Raw genomic sequence first — 22,352 nt, forward strand, 5'->3', positions numbered from 1 at the left:
GGTTTCAGTCCCCTCGGAGGGCGGATTCGAGGACCGCGGCGACCTCGGCCGCCGGGCCCGGATTGAGTACGTCGCTGTGACCGCAGTCCAGTTCGTGCACGTCGAGCGCGGCGGTGACGCGCCGCCAGGCCGCGGTCTTCTCGGCCGTGCCCGGCCAGCTGTCGTGCGTCGCGGAGAAGAGCGTGAGCCCGCCTCCGTAGCGCGACGGCCGCCAGGTCCTTACGAGCGCGCTGTGATGCGCCCCGATGTCGACCAGGGTGTGCAGGGCGGCCTCGGAGAGGCCGTCGAAGGCTCCCTCGTGGGCGGTGGAGAACACCGTGGCCCGGTCCAGCCGCCCGTCGTCCGGTACCGGTGCGCCGGGGGCGTGGGAGTGGAGCAGGATGCGCAGCATCTCGTCCTCGACGGCGCCGGGGTCCAGCGGCGTGCCGAGGATCTCCTCCGGCATCGGCATGGCGTCCACCACGACGAGCATCCGCACCTCCTCGCCGGCCCGGCGCAGCCGCACCGCCAGCTCGTGCGCGAGCGCTCCGCCGAAGGACCGGCCGAGGAGCAGGTACGGCCCCCGGGGCTGGAGTTCACGGACGCGCGGCAGATACCGGTCCGCCATCGCGCCGATGGACGCCGGGAGCCCGGCCGCCCCGGTGAGCAGCGCCGGACTCTGGAGGGCGTGCACGGGGCGGGCCGGATCCAGGTGCGGCAGCAGGTTCGCGTACGACCAGCCGAGGCCGAGCCCCGGATGCACGCAGATCAGCGGGGTGAGGTTCCCGCCGGCCCGCAGGGTGAGCACGGGCGCCAGTCCGTTGTGCTGCGGTTCTGCCCCCTGTTTCCCGGACGCGGGACGGCCCCGGCCGGGGCGCAGCGCGATCCGTGGAGCCTGGTCCTGCCCGGACGGCGGTGCGTCGAGCCGGGCGGCGAGTGCGGCCGGGGTGGGGGCGTCGAACAGGGCGGAGAGCGGGATCCGGGCCCCGAGCACCGTCTCGATCTTCGACTTCAGCCGCAGCGCGGTCAGCGAATGGCCGCCCGCCAGGAAGAAGTCGGTGTCGGGACCGACCGCCGGCAGGCCGAGCACCGTGCCGAACAGGGCGCACAGCTCGCGCTCGCGCGAAGTGCCCGGACTCCGCCGCGCCGCCGGCTGCCCGGCGGGCCCCGGCTCCGGGAGCGCGGCCCGGTCGGCCTTACCGTGCCGGGTGAGCGGTACCGCGTCGATACGGGCCCACAGCGACGGCACCAGGTGCGCGGGGAGCTGCCGGGCGGCATGCTCCCGTGCCCGGTCGAGGAGCGCCTGCCACGGCTCGGCCGCGTCGTCCGGCACCAGCCAGGCGGCCAGCAGTTTGCCGCCCGCCGCGTCGGTCCGGGCGCCGGCCACGGCCCGCCTCACGCCGGGGCAGCCGGTCAGCACCGTCTCGACCTCGGCGGGCTCCACGCGGAAACCGCGCACCTTGACCTGGTCGTCGGCCCGGCCGGCGAACTCCAGCGCGCCGTCGGGCATCCGGCGGGCCAGGTCCCCGGTGCGGTACATCCGGCTGCCCGGCGGCCCGTACGGATCTGCGACGAACCGCTCCGCGGTGGCCGCGGGCCGCCCGAGGTAGCCCTGGGCCAGCCCGCTGCCGCCGAGGTACAGCTCACCGGTGGCGCCCGCCGGAACGGGGCGCAGCCGGTCGTCCAGGACCTGCGCGCGGGTGTTGTCCAGGGGGCGCCCGATGGGGACGCCCCCCGGGTGGCCGGCCGACTCCGCCGTGGCGGTGTGCGCGGTGGCGAACACCGTCGTCTCCGTGGGCCCGTATCCGTTGACGACGACGGTCCCCGGGCAGTGCTCGTGCAGACGGCGCACGGTGCCGGGCGCGAGGACGTCGCCGCCGGACCACACCTCGCGGAGTCCGGAGAGCGCGTCGGGCGCGATCTCCGCGACGGTGCGCAGCAGTTCGGGCGTGAGCATCAGCGCGGTGACCCCCCGGTCGGGGACCACCCGCTTCAGCAGGTCCGGAGTGATCGCCTCCGCGGGGGCGACGACCACGGTCCCGCCGTTCAGGAGCGGGACCCACACCTCGTAGGTGGAGGCGTCGAACGTGTACGGGTTGTGCAGCAGCACCCGGTGGTGGGCGCCGCCCGCGAACCGGCCGTCCGCCGCGAGTTCGGTGATCGCCCGCTGCGGGACGACCACTCCCTTGGGTTCGCCGGTGGAGCCCGAGGTGTAGATCACGCAGGCGGCGGCGCCGGGGGAGGACTCCACCCCGTCGAAGGGCTCGGGGCCGGACTCCTCCGTGAGGTCCAGCACCGCCGTCCCGTCGGGCAGCCGGGTCGCCGCGGAATCCGGCCGGTCGGTGAGGACGAGGGCGGGCTCCGCCGCCGTCAGGAGCCGGGCCAGCCGCTCCGCCGGGTGCGCCGGGTCGAGGGGGAGCCAGCAGGCGCCCGCCTTGAGGACCGCGAGCTGGGCGACGACCACGTCCGCGGAGCGGGCCAGCAGGAGGCCCACGGTCCGCCCCGGCGCGACCCCGGCCCGGACGAGCCGGCCCGCCAGCCGGTCGGAGGCGGCGTCCAGCCGGGCGTAGCTGAGGATCTCGCCGTCCGTGTCGACGGCCGGGGCGTCGGGGGTACGGGCCGCCTGGGCGGCGAACCGTCCGACCACGGTGGCGGGTGCGGCGGGCGTCCGGGACGGTCCGCCGGCCAGGGCCAGCAGCTCGTGCCGCTCCGCCGCGGGCAGGGCGTCGATCTCTTCCACGGGTGTCCGCGGGGAACGAGCCAGCCGCTCCAGTACGTGCGCCAGCCGGGCGGTGACCGCGGCCGCCGAGATGCCCCGGCGGCAGCTCACGGAGAGCAGCAGCCGGTCCTCCGCGACCGCCGCGATGGTGACCGGGTAGTGGGTCGCGTCCGTCACCTCCGCCAGGCGCACCGGGCCCGCGGCGTCCTCGCTCCCGTCGGTCCTCGGGAAGTTCTCGAAGGCGAGGACCGAATCGAAGAGTTCACCGGCCCCCACCGCACGCTGCACCTCCGCGGCGCGGGCGTGGTGGTGGGCCAGCAGCCGGGACTGCTCGTCCTGCACCCGGCGCAGCAGTTCGTCCACCCGCTCGCCGTCCCGCAGCCGGACCCGTACCGGCAGGGTGTTGATGAAGAGGCCCACCATGGACTCGACGCCGGGCAGATCGTGCGGGCGTCCGGACACGACCGCGCCGAAGACCAGGTCGCGGGAGCCCGTCAGTCTGGACAGCACCAGGGCCCAGGAGACCTGCACCAGGGTGTTCAGGGTGACGCCGGCCTCCGCGGCCCGGCTGACCAGCGTCCCGGTCAGGCCGGTGGTCAGCCACAGCCGGTCGCGGTCGGGCTCCGTGTCCGGGCCGGTGGGGGCCAGCAGCGCGGGCCGTTCCAGGCCCTCCAGCGCCTCGCACCACGCGGCCTCCGCCTTGCCGCGGTCCTGGCCTCCCAGCCACACCAGATAGTCCCGGTAGGGCGCCGCGGGCGGCAGCGGACGGCCCGCCACCAGGGCCGCCAGGTCCCGTTCGACGACCGGCATCGACCAGCCGTCCAGGAGGATGTGGTGGAAGGACACGACGAGGTCGCCGCTGGAGCCGTCCCGCAGGAACGTGGCCCGCACCAGCGGCGGCCGGGCCAGGTCGAAGCGGAGCGCCGCGTCCTGGCGCAGCACCTCGTCGGCCCGCACACGCGCCTCGTCCGGGGCGAGGCCCGTCAGGTCCACCTCGGTCCACGGCACCGTAACCGCCGCCGGCACGACCTGCACCGGCCGGTCCAGGCGTTCGTGCCGGAAGCAGGAGCGCAGATTGGGGTGCCGGTCCAGGAGCGCGGTGACCGCGTCCCGTACCGTGCGCCCGGTCGTCGCGGCACCGATCCGGAACCGGGCCTGCACCAGGTAGGGATCGGGGCCGGAGGTCTCCCGGGCGGCGTGGAAGAGGAGGCCCTCCTGGAGCGGGGAGAGCGGCAGTACGTCCGCGATGCGCGCGTTCATCGTCGTTCTCCTTCCTCGTCGTCGTGCTGCGCGGTGCCGAAGCCGTCGAGGTCACCGAAGTCCATGTCCTGCGCGAGCAGTTCGAGCTGGTCCCCGGTGAGGTCGACGAGCGGGAAGTCGGACGGGGTGTGGACGGCTGGGCCGTCCGGCCCGCTGTGGTCCGCGAGGACGCCGAGCGCCTCTGACCAGTCCCCGGCCAGGGCCCGCACCTCCTCCTCCGTGAACACCCCGGACGGGTAGGAGAAGCTCGCCTCCAGCAGGGGTTCGCCGTTCTCCTCGCGGGCCAGCACGTCCACCTCCAGGGTGTGCGCCAGCGGCACGGCGTCCGGCCCCAGATCGAGCAGCCGCCCGCCCGCCGCGTCGGTCGCGGTGAACCGGCCCAGATAGTTGAAGCGGACATCGGGTGCGGGCAGCGCGGCGAGCGCCGGACCGGTCTCCGGGTGGAGGTGGCGGAGCAGCCCCCAGCCGAGCCCGCCGGACGGCACCGCCCGCAACTGCTCCTTGACGCACTTGAGGGCCTCGCCCGGCCGGCCGCCGGGCTCCACGGCGGCGGCTCCGATGTCCAGCCGGACCGGGTACTGCGTGGTGAACCAGCCGACCGTGGCGGAGACGTCGACCTCGGTGGAGATCGCCTCCCGCCCGTGCCCCTCCAGGTGGACGAGGAGAGCGGATCCGGTGCCCCGGCGCCGGACCGCCGCCGCCGTGAGCGCGGTCAGCATCACCGCGTCGGGACGGCAGTTGAAACCGGCCGGCAGCGTGACGAGCACACTCCGGGTCAGCGCCGCGCCCAGTTCGAAGGTGAACGTCTCCCGGTGTCCGCCCGGCTGCCCGCCGTCGGTGAGCCGTGCCGTGGGGTCCGCCAGCTGCCCTTCCCACCAGGGGAGTTCATCGGTGCGCAGTCCGGCCTCCCGGGAGAGCAGCCGGGACCAGCGGGTGAAGGAGGCGGTGGCGGGAGCGGTGGCGTCCCCGGGACGCGGATCGAGGGCCGAGGCGAGTTCCTGGCCGAGCACCCGCCAGGAGAAGCCGTCGACCGCCAGATGGTGCACGGTCAGGACCAGGGCGCCGGGCCGGCCGGGCCCGGGGTCCAGCCACAGCGCCCGCACCATCTCGCCGTCCTCCGGCCGCAGCGTGGCGGTGCGCGCCAGCTCCGTCGCCCGCGCGTGCAGATCGGTGTCCGCCGGCACGGCCAGCCGGACGGCCCGCGCCCCGGCGGGCGCTCCGGCGGCGGGCACGTCGAACTCCCAGCCCGTGTCGTCGTCGCGCACCAGGCGCATCCGCAGCGCGGTGTGCCGCTCGGTCAGCGCGGCGACGGCCGCCTCGATCGCCGCCAGCCCGGTGCCGGCCGCCAGCGGGAACAGCATGGACTGGGTGAACGCGGAGGTGTCCCCGACCTGTTCGCGCCACCAGTGCATCACCGGGGTGAGCGGCAGCCGTCCGGTCCCGGTGTCCTCCTCGGCCGGGCCCTCGCTCTCCGGGGTACGGGCCAGCGCCGCCAGCCGGGCCGGGGTGCGCACGGTGAACACGTCGTGCGGGGAGAGCACCAGACCGGCCGCGCGGGCCCGTGCCGCGAGCTGGATCGCCATGATGCTGTCGCCGCCGAGCCGGAAGAAGTCGTCGTCGGCACCGGCCTGTCCGACGTCCAGCAGCTCCGCGAAGAGCCCGCAGAGGATCTCCTCGCGCGCCGATCCGGGCAGCCGGACCGTGTCCCCGGTCCGCTCGGCCGGTGCCGGCAGCGCGGACCGGTCGAGCTTGCCGTGGGACGACAGCGGCAGCGCGTCCAGCACCACCACGGCGGCCGGGACCATGGCCGCGGGCAGACGTCCGGCCGCGTGCAGGAGCAGCGCGTCCTCATCGGGCTCCGCCCCCCGCGCGGGCACCACGTACGCGACGAGCTGCGCGGTGCCCCGGTCGTGCCGTACGACGGCCACCGCCCGCTCCACGGTGGGGTGTTCCACCAGCGCGGCGGCGATCTCGCCCGGTTCGATCCGCAGGCCGCGCAGCTTCACCTGCTCGTCGCCGCGCCCCAGGTAGTACGTGATCCCGCTGTCGTCGCGGTGGACCAGGTCGCCGGTGCGGTACATGCGGCTGCCGGGCGGGCCGTAGGGATCGGCGACGAACCTTTCGGCGGTGAGCGCGGCACGCCCCAGATAGCCGCGGGCCAGGCCCGCGCCCGCCAGGTAGAGCTCGCCGCCCGCCCCGGCCGGCACCGGCCGCAGCCGCTCGTCCAGGACGTAGGCCGTGGTGCCCGCCACAGGGGAACCGATGGGCGGCACCGTGGAGTCGGCGTCCAGCGGCCCGGAGACCGTGGCGACGACGGTGGACTCGGTGGGACCGTAGGCGTTGTGGAAGCGCCGCCCCCCGACGGCCCAGCGCGCCACCAGGTCCGGCGGGCACGCCTCCGCGCCGACGACGAGCGCGCGCAGCCACGGCTGCGGGCCGGCCGGCACCGTCGCGAGCACGGACGGCGGGACGAACGCGCAGGAGATCCGCCGCTCCGTCAGCACCGCCCCGAGACCGTCGCCCACGAGCGGCCCCGGCGGCGGCAGCACCAGGGTGCCGCCCGAGCCGAAGGCCAGGCACAGTTCGCCGACGGAGATGTCGAAGGTGGGCGGTCCCAGCTGGAGCACCCGGCTCCCCGGGTCGAGCGCGACGCCGTCCACCAGGCTCCTGGTGAGCGCGGCCACACCGGCATGGGTCACCAGCACTCCCTTGGGGGTGCCGGTGGAACCGGAGGTGTGGATGACGTGCGCGACGTCGTGCGGCTCCGGGCCGCCCGGCGGCAGCGGCGGACCGGCCCAGGCGTCCTCGTCGAGGACCAGCACCGGTACGTCCGTCACCGGGGGCACGGCACCCGGCTCGGTGATGAGGAGCACCGGCCCGGCCTCGTCGAGGACCCGGCGGACGCGCTCCGCCGGATGGGCGGGGTCGACGGGCAGGTACGCGGCGCCGGCGCGCTGGACGGCCAGCGCCGCCACCGGCCAGTCGCTGCCGCGCGGGAGGGCGAGCGCCACGATCCGCCCCGGACCGGCACCGAGACGCACCAGGCGGCCGGCCAGCCGGGCGACCCGCTCGTCCAGTTCGGCATAGCTCAGACCGCGTCCGGGGAACGGGGACTCGATGGCGGGCGCGTCCGGCGTACGGGCCGCCCGCCGGCTCACCAGAGCGGGCAGCGACTCCGGGCCGGGGGCGGCGGAACCGGCGGAAGCGGCAAGCAGTTCACCGCGCATGGCCTCCGGCACCAGGTCGATGTCCCCGATCAGCGCCGTGGGCTCTGCGGTGATCCGCCGCAGCAACTCGACGTAGCACTGCGTCCAGCGGGCCACCGCCGCCGGGCTGAAGACATCGGTACGCAGACCGAAGCTGCCCTCCATGCCGTCGCCGCTGTCCTTCACCACACCGACGAGATCGTGCTCGCCGCCCGTGTGGATGCGCTCGGGCTCCGCGAACTCCTTCATCACCGTGACGCTCGGCTGCTGCGTCAGGTGCATGAACACCCACTGGTACAGCGGGGCCCGGCCCGCGCTGCGCTCGGGCGCGGCGGCCGACACGATCCGGCCGACGGGCACGTCCGCGTTGGCCATCAGATCCGGGAAGTCGGCGGCGAACCCGGCGAGCACATCGGTGAACGACCGGTCGGGGCGCACCTGCCAGCGGGTCGGCACGGCGTTCATGACGTAGCCGATGACCTGGTCGAGGCCCTTGGCCGCCCGGTTGGCGATCGGGGTCCCGATCACCAGGTCTTCCGCGCCGCTGACCCGGTGCGCCAGGACCGCGAAGGCGGCCATGAGGACGACGTAGACGGAGGAACCGCGCTCCCGGGCCAGGGCCCGTACGGCGGCGGTGGTCGCCGCGTCGATGCGGAAGGGGACGTTCGCGATGCCGTCGCCCTCCGTGGTGGTGCCGGTACCGGCACCGGGCACGGTCAGCGGACCGGGCGGGTCGGCGAGATAGCGGCGCCAGAAGTCGAGCCGGCTCCCGAAGACCCCGGCCTCCGTGAGCTCGCTCTGCCAGGACGAGAAGTCGGCGTACTGGATCCTGGGCCGGGTGAGGGGCGGCTCGACACCGTCGCGCAGGGCGCCGTACGCCTGGGCGAACTCGTTCTGGAGCACGTCGAACGACCACCAGTCACTGATGGTGTGGTGCAGGCTCAGCATCAGCGTGGAACGACGCCCGTCGACCCGGACGAACCGGGCCCGGATCAGCTTGTCCCGGCTCAGGTCGAACGGGCGGTTGCGGAACGCTTCGAAGGCCGCGTCGATGGTCCCGCCGGTGCCCCGCAGGTCCTCCCGCTCCAGGTCGAACTCCCCGTCCTCGGGGAATTCGACGTGCAGCCCACCCGCCGGGTCCATGACGATCCGGGTCCGCAGGATGTCGTGGTGACGCTGGATCAGCGTCAGCGCCGCCGCCAGATGCGCCGGGTCCACCGGCCGCTCGAAGTGGTACGCGGCGCACAGGTTGAGCGCGGGAGTGCCCGGATACAGCGAGTCGTACACCCACAGGTCGTGCTGCGCCGGGCTGAGCGGCACCCGGCGGGCCGGATCGCGCGGCGGGATGACGGCCGGTATCTCACGGGCCCGGCCCGCCTCCAGGAGGCGGCGCATCAGCCGGACCCGCTGCTCCCGGCCGAGCGCGCCGAACCGGTCGGCCATGGAAGGGGACGCGGCGCCCGGAACGGCGCGGGCGACGGTGGGGGCGCTCATCACAGGTTCTCTTTCAGTTCGGCCAGCCGGTGCAGCCCGGCCAGTACGTCGTCCCGTCCGATGCCGAAGTCGATGAAGCAGGCGACCTCGTCGACGCCCAGCTCGGCCAGATCGGCGAGCATCTTGGCGCAGTGCCCGGGGGAGCCGAGCAGGCTGCCCCAGCTCAGATAGCGTTCGAAGGCGAAGTCGGCCAGCATCGCGGTCTGTTCCTCGGTCAGCTGCGCCGTCGTGGGGTCCGCCGCTCGGTTGGCCGCCGTCTGGCGGACGTACGAGGCGAGATACGCCTTCAGGGGCGCGCCCGCCATCCGGCGCACCTCCGCGTCGTCGGCGCCGACGTAGGTGTGGGCCATCAGCGTGACCCGGCCGTGCGCGTCGGTGCCGCGCTGCTCGGGGGCGGCCGCGCAGGCGCTGCGGTAGAGGGCGATCTTCTCGGCCAGCTCCTCCCGGCTCTGCCCGACGGTCGCGCCGAGCACTCCGGCGCGCAGTCCGCCGGCCGCCGACCAGGTCTCCGGGTTGCCGGACGTGGTGACCCACAGCGGCAGGGTGTCCTGGACGGGCCGGGGCTGGGGCGTCACGGCGACCGGGGTGCCGGTGCCGTCGGGGTACTCGGCCGCTTCGCCCGCCCACAGCGCCCGCAGCCGGGGGATGGTCTCCAGGGCGGTCCGTCGCCGGTCCGCGTACTGCTCCGGGGCCAGCGTGAAGTCCTTGGAGTGCCAGCCGGTGGCCACGGAAAGCCCCACCCGGCCGTGCGAGAGGTTGTCCACGACGGCCCAGTCCTCCGCGACCCGCAGCGGGTGGTGGAGCGGCAGGACGACGCTGCCCGCGCGGATCCCGATCCGTTCGGTGGCGACGGCGAGCGCCGCGCTGAGCACCGGCGGGCTGGGGAAGACCTGTCCCACCTGCTGGAAGTGGCGCTCCGGGGTCCAGACGGCGTGGAACCCGAGCCGGTCGGCCGTCCGGGCCACGGCGAGGATGTCCTCGTACGTCTCGGTGTGCCGGGCCTCGCCGGCGGTGGTGCTGTCCGCACCGAAGAACATCACACTGAGGTCCACTGCCGCTCCTCCTGCTTCCTGCTGGGCTGGGTGGGGGTTTCCGGACGGCGCGGCACCCGGGGGCGGCGCGTTATGGGGGTGGAGGCGGCCGGTCCGGGCAGGGCGGCGGCCCGTTCCAGCTCGGCCGCGAAGGCGGCGACGGTCGGGGCGGCGAACAGCTGGGCCACGGTCACCGGCCGGCCGGCGGCCAGCCGGGCCACGACGCGTACCGCGCGCAGCGAGTTGCCGCCGAGCGCGAAGAAGTCGTCGTACGGGCCGGCGCTCGGCACACCGAGGACCTCGCACCACACGGCGGCGGTCTCCCGCTCCAGAGCGGTCATCGGACGATCGGCGGGGCTCGGCCGGCGGCTCGCGACCGCCACCCGGTCGCCCTCTCCGGCCCGGCGCGGCGGCGGGCTCGCGACCAGCCGCGACAGCGGGGTGCCCGGCGCTGCCGCGGCTGCCTCCAGGGCCTCGGGGAGGGCGCGGGCGAGCCACTGGACGAAGTCCGCCTCCAGCGCCTGGTCCCGGTACTCGAAGGTCAGGGTCAGCCCGTCCGGGGAACCGTCCGGCGCGGTGGAGTCCGTGACGTCCACCAGGAGTTCGAACCGGGCGGCGCCGGTGCGCACGACTTCGACGCCGTGCTCGGCGCCGGGCAGCGCGACCTCGGCCCGCGCGTTGTTCTGGAGCGCGAGGACCACATCGGTGAACGGCTGACGGCCGGGGTTGCGCGGCGGGTTGAGGGCCCCGACCACGTCCTCGAACGGCACGTCCTGGTGGCTGAACGCGGCGAGGTCCGTCTCCCGTACCCGGGCGAGCAGCTCGGCCGCGGTGGGGTCGCCGGACAGATCGGTGCGCAGCACCAGCATGTTGACGAAGAAGCCGACGACGTCCTCGACGCCGCCGTCCCCGGCCCGGCCGGCCACCGGCGCGCCGACCGCCAGGTCCTCGTCCGCACCGGCCCGCAGGAGCACGGTGGCCAGCGCGGCGTGCAGGGCCATGAAGAGGGTGGCGCCCCGGGAGCGGGCCGACTCGACGACCCTGGAGTGGGCCGCCGCGTCCAGCCGGGCCACCACGACCCGCGCGTCCGGCCCCGGTACCGCCGGCTGCCCGGCGCGACGCGGCAGCAGCGGTCCGCCGGCCGGCAGCCCGTCCAGCTCCTTGCGCCAGTACCTGAGCTGGCGGGCGGCGAGCGCGTGCGGATCGGCCGGTGAGCCGAGCCGGCCGAGCTGGTGACGGGCGTGCTCCGGGTACGGGACGGCGAGCGGCTCAAGGACGGCGCCGGCACCGGAGACCCGGGCCGCGTAGGCGCGGGACAGATCGCGGAAGAGCGGGCGCAGGGACCAGCCGTCCCCGGCGATGTGATGGACCAGCACCAGGAGCGCGTGCTCGTCCCTGCGCTCCCGGGTGGTGAACAGGGTGGCCCGGAAAGGGATTTCGGCCCCGAGATCGAAGCGGCGACGGGCCTCCCGCTCGATCTCCCGGTCCAGCGAGCCCCCGGCGACGCTCAGTTGACGCAGGGGCGGCCGCCCGGCCGCCCCGCCCAGGACCCGCCGTACGGGGGAGCCGTCGGCCTCCTCGAAGACGGTACGGAGCACTTCGTGCCGCTCCGCGACCTCGGCCAGGGCGTCACCCAGCGCCGCCGCGTCGACCGCGCCGCGCAGCCGTACCAGCATCGGCAGGTTGTACGCGGCGCCGGCCCCCGTCCGGTCCAGGAACCACAGCCGGTGCTGCGCGTGCGAGACCGGGAGCCCTCCGGGGGCGGCGGCGCCGGCCGGGGCCTCGGCCGGCACCGGGGGAGCGGTGTCGACGAGGGGGGCGAGCAGCGCCGGGGTGGGTGCCCCGAACAGTGTCCGGATGTCGATCTCGGCGCCGAGCACGGTGCGGATCCGGCCCAGCAGCCGGGCGGCCAGCAGGGAGTGGCCGCCGAGGGCGAAGAAGTCGTCGTCCGGGCCGACCGCCTCCGCGCACAGCACCTGGGCGAAGAGCTCGCACAGCGCGGCCGCGGTCCCGTCCGCCGCCGTCCGGCCGGTCACGGCCGCCGCGGCTCCGGGCTCCGGCAGCGCGGCCCGGTCCAGCTTGCCGCTGGGCGTCAGCGGCAGCGCGTCCAGCACCACGAACGCCGCCGGCACCAGGTAGTCGGCCAGCATCTCGCGGGCGTACGTGCGCAGCTCCGCTTCCCGGAGGCCCTGCCGGTCGCCGCCGGCCGGCACGACGTACGCGGTCAGCTGCCGGTCACCGGCCGGGTGGTCATGGGCGACGACCGCGGCCCGGCCGACGCCGGGGTGCCGGGCGAGCACGCTCTCCACCTCGCCCGGCTCCACCCGGAAGCCCCGGATCTTCACCTGGCTGTCGGCCCGTCCCAGGTATTCGAGGACCCCGTCGGCACGCCGCCGGCCGAGGTCACCGGTGCGGTAGACGCGTTCGCCGGACGGAGCCGCGACGAAGCGCTCCGCGGTCAGCGCGGGCCGGCCCCGGTACTCACGGGCGAGGCCCGCGCCGGCCGCGTAGAGCTCACCGGCCGTCCCGTCCGGTACCGGCCGCAGCTCCTCGTCGAGGACGTACAGCCGCTTTCCCGCGAGCGGGCGGCCGATCGGCACCGGGCCGTCGCCCAGCCCGGCGCGGGTCACCGGATGGACGGTCAGGAAGACCATGCACTCGACGGGGCCGTAGCCGTTGCTCAGCCGCAGTTGGGGGCTGCGCTCCAGGGCGCGGGCCGCGTGCGGCGCGGAGAGTGCCTCGCCGCCCACCACGAGCTCCCGCACCCCGTCCAGCAGGTGCGGGTACTCGTCGACGACGACGTTGAAGAGGGACGCCGAGAGGTACATCGAGGTGATGCCGTGCTCCGCGACGAGCCGCGCCATCAGGAGGGGTTCGGGCCGCCCGGCGGGGTGCAGGACACAGGTCCCGCCGTTCATGAGCGGCCCCCACAGCTCCAGGGCGAACGCGTCCCAGGACAGCGGCGCGCACTGGAGCCAGACCGCGCCGGGCCCGAAGGAGGCGAAGTCCTGCCCGGTGAGCGTCGCGGTGAGCGCGTGGTGGGAGGCGGCGATGCCCTTGGGGCGTCCGGTCGATCCCGAGGTGAACATCACGCAGGCGATGTCGTCCGGCCGGACCCGGACCGTGCCGTGCGGCAGCGGGCGCGCGCCGGCGGCGTCCTCGATGTCCACCCGCGCCGCGCCGAGCCCGTCGGACGCGGTGCCCCGGGCCGAGACGACCACGGCCGCACGGGCGTCCTCGGCCATCACGCGCAGCCGTTCGGCGGGGAAGTCCGGGTCGAGCAGCACATAGCCGGCCCCGGCCTTGAGGATGCCCAGCACCGCCACGACGAGCGAGGCGGAGCGCTCCAGGTACACCCCGACCGTGTCGCCGGGCCGGACGCCCCTCGCGGTCAGCAGGCCGGCCAGCCGGTCCGCCCGTGCGTCGAGTTCGGCGTACCCGGTCCGCTCGTCGCCGTGGATCAGCGCGGTCGCGCCGGGGGTCAGGGCCGCCTGCTCCTCGAACAGCTCATGCGCGCACCTCATCGCGTTCACCTCCCTGGTTGTCGCTCTGCCCGGCCGGTTCGCGCGGAGCGTCGAGATCGGGCAGCAGGGTGTCGATGTCCCTGATCGAACGGCTGGCGAGTCCCCACAGGGCGACCCCGGTCCCGCAGACGCCGGCCAGGAACAACATGGCCGCCATGCCGCTGCCCGGGGAGTCACCGACGAGCGGGCCGAGCACGGTGAAGAGACCGGAGCCCTGGGCGGCCTGCGGTTCGAAGACGTGGTCGGCCAGCGGTCCGGAGACCGCCATGGCCAGCGGGACGGATATCTGTGACAGGAACATCACCGCGCCGAAGACCCGGCCCTGCCACTCGTGGGGGACCTTGGTCTGCACGATCGTCTGCATCGAGGCGTTGACCACGGTCATCAGCAGGGCGCCGACCAGGATGGTCAGGCACCAGCCGGCCACCCCGCCCACCAGGCCCATCGCCACCAGTCCGGAGAGGCACATGCCGACGACGCCGAGCATCATGCCCCGGCCCCGGTTCGCTGGGCCGCCCCAGGCCGCCATGAGCAGGGCGCCGGCCACCCCGCCGATGCCCACCGAGGTGTTCACCGCGGCGAGTGCGCCGTTCCCGGACCGGATCAGCACCATCGGCGAGATGAGCGCGAAGCCGAAGACCATGACCAGGTTGACGACACAGAAGTTGATGATCAGGTCGCGCAGGCTGGGCACCCGGAACAGGTAGCGCAGCCCTTCGACGGAGTCGGCGGTGATCCGCCGCCGAGGCGCGCCGGGCTTCGTCGTGACCCGGTCACCGGCGAAGCGCACGACCCGGACGCCGATGAGGGCGAACGTGTAGCTCGCCACGTCGACCAGGAGCGTCGGGCCGATCCCGAAGAGCGCGAGCAGCAGACCGCCCAGTGCCGGGCCGCCGATTCCGGCGGCGCTCTTGGCCCCCGCCAACATGCCGTTGGTGCGGTCCAGTTGGTCCTTGCGGACCAGCAGGGGAACGGCCGAGGACAGTGCGGGGAACTGGAAGGCGGCACAGACTCCGAGCAGCACCGAGGCCGGATAGACCTGCCAGGCCTGGAACGCGCCGATGTAGTGGAGCAGGGCCAGCGAGCCCACGACGAGGAGCCCGCCGGCGTCGGCTATCTGCAGCGCGGCGCGCTTGGATATCCGGTCGACGATTGCGCCCGCAATGGGACTGAAAATGGCCTGCGGCAGCATGGCGCACAGCGAAAGAATGGTGACGGCGGTCGCCCGCTCACCGGACGACCACACCTCGACGATGAAGGCGAACCGGACCGCCGCGCTGCCTGCCAGGGAAACCGCCTGACCGGACCAGACGAGGAGAAAGGGCCCCATTCCCGAGAAACGGCCGGGAATGTCCGTTGATATCCGGGCGCCCATCAGGATTCGGGCCCGCTGTACACCGGCGTTCGGCCCAATGCGCCGCCGCCGTCGAATGGTTTGGTTACCACGCCTCAAACTCCCGGATGTCGCATCCCCTGCGGATCACCGCGGATCCCTGTCTGATCGGAACGGGGTCATCATGCGGCCACCGATTACCGCTGCGTTCCCTTGGCGAACGAGGGAACGGTAAGGAAGCGGGAACGAAACGGGAGGGAACCGGGAGCCGGGAGGGCAAGGGTGGCCGGGAAGTTGTCTGCAGTAAGGAGTACTCAAGTGAAGGACCCCAGGGATCGCTCCCCCGACGGGACGGAGCTGCGCCAGGCCTTCCAGGACCTTTCCACCGTGGAACGGTGGGCCGAGCACGTCGCGTCCGGCGTCCATTCCCGCCCGTACACCACGCCGGAGTCCCTGGAGGGCCCCCAGCTCAGCGTCGAGACCAGAACCGAGGACGGCATGCACACGGTGGCCGGGATCGAGGCGTGGCCGCCCGGGGGTGACGGCGGAGTGGCCGTCCTGGGCGAGACGGAGCGTGCGGTGCTCCGCTCCCTCGTGAGATCGCTGCTCGACCTGGCCGGCCATGAGTCGGGAACCGCCCGTACCCGGGTGGTGCTCACGCCCGTCGGCCCCCGTGTCGCCGCCTGCCAGCTGGAGCCGGACGCCTCCTAGGCCATGCCCGAGGGCCGTTCCTGCCCCGTTCCTGCGGCAGTTCCGGCGGCGGTATCGGGGCAGGAACGGACCGGGAACGCCTGTCAGCAACATCAGTGGTGTCGGGAAGCGGAACACCGCAAAAACCCACAAACACCACTTAGGGGCGGGACCATGGGACACAAGCTTGCTGGGCTCTTCGGGATCATCGCGGCGACGCTGGCCTTCGGTATCGGCGTGACCGCCGAAGCGGGCCAGGCGCACAGCCCCCGGAGCACTCAGCAGGTCGTGGCCGACGACAAGGGCCCCACGGTGATCGGCACCCACACACTCGCCGACGACAAGGGCCCCACCGTCATCGTCGCCACCCCCAATGACGACAAGGGCCCGACCGTCATCGTCGCCACCCCCAACGACGACAAGGGCCCCACCGGCATCGTGGCCACCCCGAACGACGACAAGGGCCCGACGTCCCCCGCCATCTGATCCCGCGTCTCGGCAAGCGCGCCCCGCACCGGAGTCACGGTGCGGGGCGCGGTGCTGTCCGGGCGTCGTTCGTCAGCCGCGGCGGTGTTCCGCCGGTACGCCCAACGAGGCGAAGAGCTTCTCGGCCTCGGCCCGGTAGTGGACCCCGTCCGGGGTGTCACCGAGGGCGTCGGCCATGCCCGCGAGGGCGTAGGCCTCCTCGATGCGATAGCTGAGGGAGGAGGAGAGGCCGTGGGCATGGGTGTGCAGCGCGAGCGCCGCCGCGGTGTCGCCCTGGCGCCGGCGCAGCCGCCCCACCATGTTCTCGACCTTCGCCCGGCGCAGCGGAGAGGAGTTCGTCCGCATCATCGCCAACGCCCGCTCCGCCTGGTCCGGATCCCGGGGAGGCCGGCCCAGCAGGTTGTCCACATCGGCGGAGAGCGCCAGGGTCAGGGCGAGGTTCACCTCGTTGCCGGCGTCCCCGTACAGCGCGCGGGCCTCCGCCAGGCATCGGTCGGCCTCTTCGTAGGCACCCAGACCGACATGGGCGAAGGCGAGGTCGGTGATGGCTCCGGGCAGGCCCTCGTGCTGGCCCAGCTGCCGGCTCAGCTCGGCCGACCGCTGGGCCGCGTCCCGCGCCTCCTCGTACCGCCCCCACTGTTCGTAGAGCGTGCTCAGGATGGTCAGGCTCTCCGCCTCGGCGCGCGGCATGTCCAGGTCCCGCTCGTGCGCGATCGCCGTCTCCATGTGGCCCAGGGCCTCGGAGAAGTCACCGAGCAGGCTGTTGAACTGGCCGAGGATGCTCTCGCTGTGGGCCTTGGTGTGCAGATCACCGAGCCGGATCGCCACGTCCCGGCTCTCCCTGGCGGCTTCGAGCCCCTCGGTCAGACGGCCCAGTTTCCAGCAGGCGACGCCGAGGTTCGAGAGGCTCACCCCGAGCAGCGAAAGATCCTGCAGCCGTCCGGCGGCGGCGACCGCGACCCGGCTCAGCTCGCCGAACTCCTCCAGGAGACCGAGGTCGTTGAGCTGGAAGACGAGATTGCGGGACAGGCACACCACATAGCGGTCGTGGCCCTTGCGCTCCGCCAGCGTCACGGCCGCCAGGAGCGCGGTCTGCTCACGCAGGAACCACGTGCGGGCCCGCTCTGCCGTGCCGAGGTCGGGCAGTTCGGCCGTGGAGGGCGGGATACCCGTGCTGCGCCGGCGCCGCCCGGAGTAGAGGAGGTCGCACGCCTCCTCGGTGGCGGTGAGGTAGTAGCCCAGCAGCCGCTCCACCGCGTCCGCGCTGTCGGCGGACTCCGCGGACTCGACGAGCAGGCTCTGCGCGAAGCTGCGCACCAGGTCGTGGAAGGTGTAGAGGCCGATCTCCGGCTGCTGGACGAGATGGACGTCGAGCAGCATCTCCAGCAGATCCTCCGCGTCCCGCGCGCCCGTACCGAGCAGCGCGCCGGCCGCGTGGATGTCCATGTCGCTGCCCGGGTGGAGGGCCAGCGTCGAGAACGCGTTCCGGCACTCCTCGTCCAGGGCCTGGTAGGACAGGCGCAGGGTGGCGGAGACGCTGCGGGCGCCGGAGCTGAGCTCGTCGAGTCTTCGGGTCTCGTCGCGCAGCCGTTCGGCCAGGTACTGAAGGGTCCAGCGCGGACGGTTGCGCAGCCGGGCGGTGGCGATCCGCAGGGCGAGGGGCAGGTGGCCGCAGAGCCGGGCGAGTTCGGCGGCGGCCTCCGGCTCGGCGGCGACACGCTGGGCGCCGAGCGTCTCGGCCACCAGCATCGCGCTGTCCTGGGGCGGCATCACACCGATGGAGATCCACCGCGCGCCGTCCAGGTCGACCAGCCGGGCCCGGCTGGTGACCATGATCAGGCTGCCGGAGAAGGCGGGCAGCAACGGGCGGACGGTGGCGGCGTCCGCCGCGTTGTCGAAGAGGATCAGCAGCCGCTTGCCGATCAGGGTGGCCCGCCACAGGGCGGTGCGGGCGGGTACGTCGTCGGGTATGAGGTTGCCCGGCACGCCGAGCGCCCGCAGCAGGGTGTCGAGGGCCATGCCCGCGGTCACCGGCTGGTCGCCGGGCGTGTACCCGCGCAGGTCTATGTGCAGCTGGCCGTCCGGGTACTGCGGTGCGAGCCGGTGCGCCGCCCGCACCGCCAGCGAGGTCTTGCCGCAGCCGCCCATGCCGTCGATGGCCACGATCTGCGGGCCCTGTCCGCCGGCGTCCTCCGCGGCACGCTGGATCTCGGCCAGCTCCCGGTCCCGCCCGGTGAAGTCGGAGAGGTCGTACGGGAGGGTGCTGGGCGGTTCCGCGGGCAGTGGCACCGGTGCGACCGGTGCGACCGCCGGGCCGGGGCCGGCCAGCTCGGGGCTCTCCCGCAGGATTCCCTCGTACAGCTTGGTCAGGTTGGGGCCGGGATCGATGCCCAGTTCCTCGACGAGGAGCTCGCGCACCCTGCCGTACTCCTCAAGGGCCTCCGCCTGCCGCCCGGACCGGTACAGGGCGATCATCAACTGCCCGCGCAGGGACTCGCGCAAGGGGTGCTGCTGGACCAGCTCGCGGAGTTCGACGACGAGTTCGGCGGATTCACCGAGACCCAGGTGGAGTTCGAAGAGCTGTTCCGCGGCGGTCAGCCGTCTCTCCTCGATGGAGGTCGACGCGGCCTCGATGACCGGGCCGCCGCCGCCGGACAGAACAGGCCCCCGCCACAGGGCGAGAGCGCCGCGCAATATCTCCGCGGCCTCGGCCGCGCGGCCCATGGAAGCCGTCTGCTTCGCTTTGCGTATCAGTAGGCCAAATTCGGCCAGGTCGATTTCGCATTGCTCGTCCGCGACGCGATAGCCGGGACCGTCGGTGAGCAGGACGTCGGCGCCGCCGGGTATCCGCCTGCGGAGATCCGCGACCGCCTTGCGTACTTGGTGCGGTGCCGTCGGCGGCGGTTCTTCGTCCCAGGCCGCCTCGACCAGACGCGATACCGGAAGCACCTTTCCGGGCTCCAGAAGCAGTGTGGCCAGAACTCGCTCCTGGATGACTCCCCCCAGTCGGAGCCGCGTCCCGTTCGACCACCCCTCGATCGGGCCGAGAATGTTGAAGCGCAGCCGAACCTCTTCCGCTGTTGACACGCATCCTCCCGTCAGCTCTGCCCACCCGCAGCTCTACCCAGGCGCGAAGTGATCGTAGCCCCTGAGTGAAGGAAGTCGCGGTACTGCACCGGGAAGACTTCGGGAATGGCTCGATGGACGCTGTTCATCGACGGCAGGCCTTCGCTGTCGCGGAGAGTACGGAGCGTGAGCGGGCCGGAAAGATCCCGGTCCGGGAGGCGCGTTCCGGACAGTCCTTGGACGCCGGGCAACCGGCTATTGCCTTTCTGATCGTGTGGAGACCGAGGAGACAATGATGAATTCCCAGCCTGCACACGGGCTTGACGTTCTTCTGCAGAATGCGCGCAGAAGAGCGGGGCTCACTCAGGAACAGCTCGCCGGGCTTTCCACCGTGAGCGTCCGGGCCATTCGGGACCTGGAGCTGGGGAGGGTTCAGCACCCGCGCAGGGAAACGCTGAAGCTTCTCGCCAATGCCATGAGACTGAGTGACACCCGACGTGTCGAGCTCGAACTCGCCGTCGACGCGAAGGCGGTGGGCCGCGTCTTCCAGGACAGTTACGGGGCGGATCTCGCCACACCGCCCCCCGCGCTGCGCCCGCTGGTCGGGCGCCGCCCCGAACTGGAGGCACTCACGGCCAGGTTGAGTACGGATCACGAGCGGCTGCTGACACTGGTGGGCCTGCCGGGAGTGGGAAAATCCCGGCTCGCCCAGGAAGCCGCGTCCGTCATTCACACCAGGGACCGGGTTCCGGTCCTGTGGGTGAGTCTGGACGACCCGGCCGAGACCGCGGAAATGAGCCCCGGCAGCCCGCAGTCGACCGTGGCCGGCTGGGTGCGCGCACTTGTCCGCGACGGCGGGGAATTCGAGGAGCTGGCCACGCTCATCGGGTCCAAGGAGACGCTGATCGTGCTGGACGGTCACGATGCGTCACCGAATGTGACCCCTCGGCTGCTGAATCTGCTGCGCGCCTGCGAGCGCCTGAAAATACTCACCACCTCCGACCGGCCGGTGCAGCTGCCGGGCGGGCGGCTGCTGCCACTGGCGCCGCTCGCGGTGCCGTCCGCTGCGGAGCTGGCCGGCGAGGTGGCCGGTGACACGCTCGTCGCGGACCGGCACGCCGTCGAGCTGACACTCTCCCATGTCAGCTACGCGCGGCCCGACTTCCTTCCCACGGACACCGTCGTCACCACCGTCGCCCGTATCTGCCGGGCACTGGACGGGATGCCGCAGGCACTGGAGGGCGCGGCGTCGTGGCTGCTCCTCTACTCGCCCCAGCAGCTCCTGGACATCGCCCGCACCACTCCGCTGGTCCTGCTCGACGGGGTCACCCCGTCCGATCCCGCCGGCGGCCCCACCCTGAGCGAACGGCTCACCGCCGCCGTGACCGGACTGACCCCGCAGGCAGCCGGTCTGCTGCGCACACTGGCGACCCTGGAGGACCCGTGGACGGTGGACGGCGCCGCCCGCGCCTGCGGAACCCCGCTGGCCGGGACCGCCCGTGACGTACACGCCCTGCTGGTCCGCGGCCTGATCCGCAGACTGCCCGCCACGGCGGGCGACCCGGTCGGCTTCACGGTGCTCAACCTGGTCCGCGCGGTGCTCACGGCGCAGGACCGGGAGCCGGTCCCCGCCGCTCTCGTCTCCGCGTCGGCCGAATGAGCCGTGCGGCCCCGCCCGCCCGGAGGCCCGGCCCTCCGCCCCGCCCCGCTCCCGCCCTCACGAAAGGCACCCCACCCATGCGCAACCTGATCTCGCTCGCCGACCTCACGCCCGCCGAGCTGGACCAACTGGTCCGGCGTGCCGTCTCGTTCGGCCGCGACGGCATCGTGCCGAAGCCGCTGGCCGGACGCCAGGTCGGCCTCTACTTCCGCAAGTCCTCCACCCGGACCCGTACGTCCTTCTGGAGCGGGGCGACCCGGCTCGGCGCCGACGTGATCACCTTCGGCCCGGGCGAACTCCAGCTCACCACCGGCGAGACGGTCGAGGACACCGCCCGGGTGCTCGGGCAGTACCTCGACGCCCTCGTCGTACGCACCAACGGGGACGTGGAGGAGATCCGGCGGCTCGGCAGCAGCGAGGACCTGGCCGTCGTCAACGCCCTGAGCCTGGACGAGCACCCGACCCAGGCGATCGCCGACCTCGCCACGCTCACCGAACGGTTCGGCTCGCTCGACGGCCTGCACCTGCTCGCCGTCGGTGAGGGCAACAGCTCCGGCGCCGCCCTCGCGCTCGCCGCCGCGCTCACCCCCGGCCTGCGCCTCACCCTGCTGTGCCCGCGGGGATACGAGGTGCCCAAGGAGACCCTGGACCTGGCGGCCGAACTCAGCGGCGGCCAGGCCCTGGTGAACCAGGTCGTGACCCCCGAAGAGGTGCGGGGGCCGGTGGACGCGGTGTACACCAGCCGCTGGCAGACCATGGGGGTGACGAAGGAGAACCCCGACTGGCTCCGCGACTTCGACGGCTTCCAGATCAACGCCGGCTTCCTGGAGCGCTTCGGCGGTCCGGAGACCGTCTTCCTGCACGACCTGCCCGCGGTCCGGGGCGAGGAGGTCACCGACGAGGTGCTCGACGGCCCGGCGAGCCTGGCCTGGCGCCAGGCCCACCACAAGATGACCGCCGCCGCCGCGGTCCTGGAGTGGTGCGTCACCGGCTTCCGGGGCTGACCTTCCTCTTCGCGTCGTGAGCGGAAAGGGCGGGTGCGAGACGCTGTACGCGTCTCGCACCCGCCCTTTCCGTACGGGAGTGGCGAGGGGATCAGCCACCCATCGCCGCGACGACCGAACGCGGCCGCATATCGGTCCAGTTCGCCTCGATGTATTCTCCGCACTCCTGCTTGCTGCCCTCGTCCTTCACCAGTTCCCAGCCCGCCGGCTGCTGGATCCGGGCCGGCCACAGCGAATACTGCCCCTCCTCGTTGGCCAGCACCACATAACGGCCCTGAGGGTCCTCGAACGGGTTGGTTGCCATGATTCCTCACCTCGGTTGGACGAAGGTATTCATTCGGTATCGGGTCCGGCTGGTCTCTTTATCGCCTGTATCAAAGGCTAGGAGCCGCAGGCCGGTTCACCGGGCAGAAGCCCAGGCAGATCGGCGGCACCACGCGGCGCGGGATCAGGCGAGCACCCGGGCCGTCTGATGCGCGTAGGTCAGGGCGACCCCGGTGGCGACGGTCGCCGCACGCACCGCGCCGAGCGCCTCGCGCACCAGCTCTGAGCGCTCCGCCGGCATCGCCTCCGAACCGGTCTGACCGGCACGGACGATGTTCACCGCGGCTTCGAGCACGGCGACCTGCGCCTCACCGAGCGCCTCCCGCCGGTCGACCCTCTCCCGAACCTGTGCCAGGACGTCCGCGAGCACGTCCGCCGCCCGGACGCTGTGGCCGGTCTCTGCCATGTCATGACTCCTCGGTCGTTCGCCGGCGGTGTGCACAGGGCCGGGCGCTGAATTCTGCGGGCGCAGTCCGGCCAGTCTCACGCCCCGCCGCCCGCCCGGCACGGCGCTGTCGGCCAACTGCTGCTGTCCTGCCGCCCAGTTGCCGCCGGTCACGCCGGATTCGGCTCCGC

General features: G+C 73.5%; 12 protein-coding genes. 4 read left to right on the top strand and 8 right to left on the bottom strand.

Annotation, left to right across the window (positions count from 1 at the left end):
• Positions 1–4: 4 nt before the first annotated feature.
• Genes ACIP89_RS34775 through ACIP89_RS34795 form a run of 5 tightly spaced genes read right to left on the bottom strand, consistent with a single transcriptional unit; the run spans position 5 to position 14,543 of the window.
• Positions 5–3,958, bottom strand: coding sequence for an amino acid adenylation domain-containing protein (locus tag ACIP89_RS34775; RefSeq protein ID WP_402118350.1), 3,954 nt, complete (start codon positions 3,956–3,958; stop codon positions 5–7).
• Positions 3,955–8,658 carry an amino acid adenylation domain-containing protein gene (locus ACIP89_RS34780; protein ID WP_402118352.1) on the bottom strand — a complete coding sequence of 1,568 codons (4,704 nt, stop codon included), beginning with the start codon at positions 8,656–8,658 and terminating at the stop codon, positions 3,955–3,957. The genes ACIP89_RS34775 and ACIP89_RS34780 overlap by 4 nt, the downstream gene beginning before the upstream one ends.
• Entirely contained in the window at positions 8,658–9,710 is a 1,053-nt protein-coding gene (locus ACIP89_RS34785) for a MupA/Atu3671 family FMN-dependent luciferase-like monooxygenase (RefSeq protein WP_402118353.1), read from the bottom strand. Before ACIP89_RS34785 ends, ACIP89_RS34780 begins: the two co-directional genes overlap by 1 nt.
• Positions 9,695–13,213 (bottom strand): amino acid adenylation domain-containing protein, encoded by a 3,519-nt coding sequence (locus tag ACIP89_RS34790; protein ID WP_402118355.1) that lies wholly within the window; start codon positions 13,211–13,213, stop codon positions 9,695–9,697. The genes ACIP89_RS34785 and ACIP89_RS34790 overlap by 16 nt, the downstream gene beginning before the upstream one ends.
• Positions 13,197–14,543, bottom strand: a complete 1,347-nt coding sequence (locus ACIP89_RS34795) for an MFS transporter (protein ID WP_402118357.1) — start codon at positions 14,541–14,543, stop codon at positions 13,197–13,199. Before ACIP89_RS34795 ends, ACIP89_RS34790 begins: the two co-directional genes overlap by 17 nt.
• A 321-nt stretch (positions 14,544–14,864) precedes the next feature.
• On the opposite strand from ACIP89_RS34795, the gene ACIP89_RS34800 reads away from it, so the two are divergent.
• Both ACIP89_RS34800 and ACIP89_RS34805 read left to right on the top strand, forming a co-directional pair.
• Complete coding sequence (locus ACIP89_RS34800; RefSeq protein ID WP_401932529.1) at positions 14,865–15,257, top strand: hypothetical protein; 393 nt, start codon at positions 14,865–14,867, stop codon at positions 15,255–15,257.
• Between the two features lie 153 nt (positions 15,258–15,410).
• Positions 15,411–15,722, top strand: coding sequence for a hypothetical protein (locus tag ACIP89_RS34805; RefSeq protein WP_401932527.1), 312 nt, complete (start codon positions 15,411–15,413; stop codon positions 15,720–15,722).
• Positions 15,723–15,794: 72 nt separating this feature from the next.
• Here the strand turns inward: ACIP89_RS34805 and ACIP89_RS34810 are convergent, their stop codons facing one another.
• Positions 15,795–18,809, bottom strand: coding sequence for a BTAD domain-containing putative transcriptional regulator (locus tag ACIP89_RS34810; RefSeq protein WP_401932525.1), 3,015 nt, complete (start codon positions 18,807–18,809; stop codon positions 15,795–15,797).
• Positions 18,810–19,083: 274 nt separating this feature from the next.
• Here ACIP89_RS34810 and ACIP89_RS34815 point away from each other — a divergent pair, with 274 nt between their 5' ends.
• Together ACIP89_RS34815 and ACIP89_RS34820 are read left to right on the top strand one after the other, a co-directional pair.
• Positions 19,084–20,448, top strand: coding sequence for a helix-turn-helix domain-containing protein (locus tag ACIP89_RS34815; protein WP_402118358.1), 1,365 nt, complete (start codon positions 19,084–19,086; stop codon positions 20,446–20,448).
• A gap of 77 nt (positions 20,449–20,525) precedes the next feature.
• Positions 20,526–21,452 (top strand): ornithine carbamoyltransferase, encoded by a 927-nt coding sequence (locus ACIP89_RS34820; protein ID WP_402118359.1) that lies wholly within the window; start codon positions 20,526–20,528, stop codon positions 21,450–21,452.
• Between the two features lie 91 nt (positions 21,453–21,543).
• On the opposite strand, the gene ACIP89_RS34825 is transcribed toward ACIP89_RS34820, so the two are convergent.
• Positions 21,544–21,756: an MbtH family protein gene (locus ACIP89_RS34825; protein ID WP_401932518.1), complete on the bottom strand. Its 213-nt coding sequence runs from the start codon at positions 21,754–21,756 to the stop codon at positions 21,544–21,546.
• 144 nt (positions 21,757–21,900) lie between these two features.
• Complete coding sequence (locus ACIP89_RS34830) at positions 21,901–22,182, bottom strand: hypothetical protein (RefSeq protein ID WP_401932516.1); 282 nt, start codon at positions 22,180–22,182, stop codon at positions 21,901–21,903.
• Positions 22,183–22,352 lie beyond the last annotated feature (170 nt).

It is taken from the genome of Streptomyces sp. NPDC088730 (assembly GCF_044751215.1).
Lineage (GTDB): Bacteria > Actinomycetota > Actinomycetes > Streptomycetales > Streptomycetaceae > Streptomyces.

Excerpts from the sequence above, each read along its gene's own strand:
- ACIP89_RS34775 (WP_402118350.1), bottom strand. The coding sequence starts at position 3,958 with ATGAACGCGCGCATCGCGGACGTACTGCCGCTCTCCCCGCTCCAGGAG.
- ACIP89_RS34780 (WP_402118352.1), bottom strand. The coding sequence starts at position 8,658 with ATGAGCGCCCCCACCGTCGCCCGCGCCGTTCCGGGCGCCGCGTCCCCT.
- ACIP89_RS34790 (WP_402118355.1), bottom strand. The coding sequence starts at position 13,213 with ATGAGGTGCGCGCATGAGCTGTTCGAGGAGCAGGCGGCCCTGACCCCC.
- ACIP89_RS34795 (WP_402118357.1), bottom strand. The coding sequence starts at position 14,543 with ATGGGGCCCTTTCTCCTCGTCTGGTCCGGTCAGGCGGTTTCCCTGGCA.
- ACIP89_RS34805 (WP_401932527.1), top strand. The coding sequence starts at position 15,411 with ATGGGACACAAGCTTGCTGGGCTCTTCGGGATCATCGCGGCGACGCTG.
- ACIP89_RS34815 (WP_402118358.1), top strand. The coding sequence starts at position 19,084 with ATGAATTCCCAGCCTGCACACGGGCTTGACGTTCTTCTGCAGAATGCG.
- ACIP89_RS34820 (WP_402118359.1), top strand. The coding sequence starts at position 20,526 with ATGCGCAACCTGATCTCGCTCGCCGACCTCACGCCCGCCGAGCTGGAC.
- ACIP89_RS34825 (WP_401932518.1), bottom strand. The coding sequence starts at position 21,756 with ATGGCAACCAACCCGTTCGAGGACCCTCAGGGCCGTTATGTGGTGCTG.
- ACIP89_RS34830 (WP_401932516.1), bottom strand. The coding sequence starts at position 22,182 with ATGGCAGAGACCGGCCACAGCGTCCGGGCGGCGGACGTGCTCGCGGAC.